This is a genomic window from Rhodococcus sp. P4_B6 (genome assembly GCF_056402215.1).
In genome coordinates, this window is record NZ_JBFUHV010000389.1 from 1 (window position 1) to 2,436 (window position 2,436).

The following is a 2,436-nucleotide window of genomic DNA, read 5'->3' on the forward strand; positions in this document are numbered from 1 at the left end:
GCAGAGATCCGCGAGATCGTCACCGCCCATCAGTTGGCGGAGACCGTCGTGGGAAACCTGTGCCGATTCGACGACGCGGCGCTGGTGCCCGATCTGACTGCCATTCAGGCCGAGTATCGCGAAAAGGTGAACCAGCGCCAGTACTTGGAGATCACCGAACTGAATCAGCGGTTCCACCTGAGAATGCACCGCACCATCGACAACAGCTTCATCTACGACTTCGCGCATTCGACCCACCGACACGTCCGCCGTCTCAACGTGCTTCTCTACCAACTGGAAGCCGCAGACTCGGAACTGCACGAAGCACGATTCGACGAGAACCTCAGCGAACACGAGGCCATCATCGACGCGGTCCGCCGCGGCGATCGCGACGCGCTTCGCACGCTGTGCCCGGCTCACGCGACCAAGACGCAGGACCGGTTGATTCAGATACTGAAGACCGGAACGGTCCAGCCTTTCGACATCGACATACGGACGGACGACCTTCTCGTTCCGAAGTCCTAAGGCCCACGCGCCTGCTGTCGATTACCGTCGTCACGCTGTGAAGGCCTCTCGCCACACCAGGCCTTCGACGGTGTCGTGGCTGGGCGCGTATTCACATCCGATCCACCCTTGATACTGCAGCCGGCGTAGTTGCTCGAACACGCAGACCCATGGGATGGAGCCCGTTCCGGGTTCGGATCTCCCCGGGCTGTCGGCGATCTGTACATGCGCGACGAAGGGCATCATCCGCGTCAGGTCGTCGACGACGTCGCCGCCGTCTGTTCGGCAGTGGTAGACGTCGAAGAGAATACCCACTCGGGGGTGTCCGACTGCGTTCACTATTGCCGCTGTCTCGTCGAGCGATTCGAGTACGAATCCCGGGGATTCTTGCTGAGAGATCAACTCGATGACGAGCGTGATGTCCGTCGACGCTGACCGCTCCACCGCCCAGGCGAGATTCTCGGCATAGGTCGCTATCGCGGAATCTTTCGATATATCAGGCCTACGAACGCCGGCCCTGACATGGATGATGCCGGTGCCCAATTCGACCCCGTAGTCCAACGCCGTCGAAAAGTCTGTCCGGAACACTCGCCTGGCGTCAGGAGTGCATGCGGTGCCGTACGGCAGGTTCGGGTCCGGAGTATTGATCAGCACCTGCTCGAGGCCTGAGTCGGCCAAGTATTTCGTGAGTTCCTTCGGCGAGTACTCGTACGGAGATGCGTACTCGACTCCGGTGAACCCGGCGTCGGCGGCGGCAGTGAAGCGCTGCTCGAAGGGGAGTTCCGTGAACAGCCACTTGAGGTTCGCAGCGAACCGAAACGCCGGCGCGACAGAGGTCATTCGAATGCCTCGACTCGCCCAGCAAAGCCCTCAGGTTCTCTCTCCAGCGGAGAATAGTGACTTTCTTCTTCGCGGTCGGGGTTTCTGCCGATGGCGAGACCGGTGATGGTGCATGCAGCGGCGATGCCGATGTAGACCGGGATCAAATCCCAGCTGCCGGTTCGGGTGAACAGATACGTGAAGATGAGAGGCGCCAGCGCGCCGCCCACGATTCCGGACAAGCTAAACACCAAGGAGGATCCGGTGGCGCGAAGCCGGACACTGAACTGTTCTGAAATGAACGCAGCCTGCGGGCCGTACATAAGTGAATGGAAGGCCAAGCCGCCGACGACACCCACAATCATGAGGAGCAGTGAGCCGTCCTGCACGATCACGAAGAACGCGATCGACCACACGAACGCGCCGCCGGTCGCGACTCCGAACATCAGTCTGCGGTTGACGCGGTCGGATAGCGCGCCTGCAGCGGGTGTGAACACGATTTGCGCAGCAGAGCCCACCATCACGGCCACCAGCACCTCGCTGCGACTGAAGCCCAGCTTCTGAACTCCGTATGTGATCGAAAAGACCGAGAACAACGCGAACGTGATATCTGGGCAGATTCGCGTGAGTATTCCAGCCACCAGTGCACGTCGCTCCGTGCCGAAAACTTCCGCGACCGGCGCTTCCGGGCGCTCTCCGCTTTCGCTCAGCGCTTGGAACACCGGAGTGTCTTCCAGCTTCATGCGTATCCAGAGACCGAAGCCGACGAGGACGGCGGACAGCAGGAACGCAACTCGCCATCCCCACGACGTGAATTGTTCGTCGGTCAGGACAACCGCCAATAGAGCGAGCACACCGTTGGCCATGAGGTTGCCGATCGGAGTTCCGACCTGCGCGGCCGAGGCCAGAAGTCCACGACGTTTCGGGTTGCCGTATTCGCTGGACAGCAATACCGCTCCACCCCACTCACCACCCACTGCGACACCCTGGGCGAACCGCAACACGACGAGCGCGATTGGTGCCGCGATGCCGAGAGTCGCGTAACCGGGCAGCAATCCGATCAGGAAGGTAGTGGCTCCGATGATAATCAATGTGACGACCAGCAAGTGCTTTCGCCCAATTACATCGCCGAGG

General features: G+C 60.8%; 3 protein-coding genes. 1 reads left to right on the forward strand and 2 read right to left on the reverse strand.

What is annotated here, in order from left to right:
- Positions 1 to 504 (forward strand): FCD domain-containing protein (locus AC1DWT_RS50810; protein WP_477926219.1); only part of this gene is annotated, 504 nt, incomplete at its 5' end.
- 30 nt (positions 505 to 534) lie between these two features.
- Here AC1DWT_RS50810 and AC1DWT_RS50815 read toward each other — a convergent pair.
- Both AC1DWT_RS50815 and AC1DWT_RS50820 read right to left on the reverse strand, forming a co-directional pair.
- A complete protein-coding gene (locus AC1DWT_RS50815) occupies positions 535 to 1,323 on the reverse strand; it encodes a hydroxypyruvate isomerase family protein (RefSeq protein WP_095869947.1) in 789 nt (262 codons plus the stop codon).
- A partial coding sequence (locus tag AC1DWT_RS50820) for an MFS transporter (RefSeq protein ID WP_477926220.1) occupies positions 1,320 to 2,436 on the reverse strand: 1,117 nt, incomplete at its 5' end. The genes AC1DWT_RS50815 and AC1DWT_RS50820, both read right to left, overlap by 4 nt.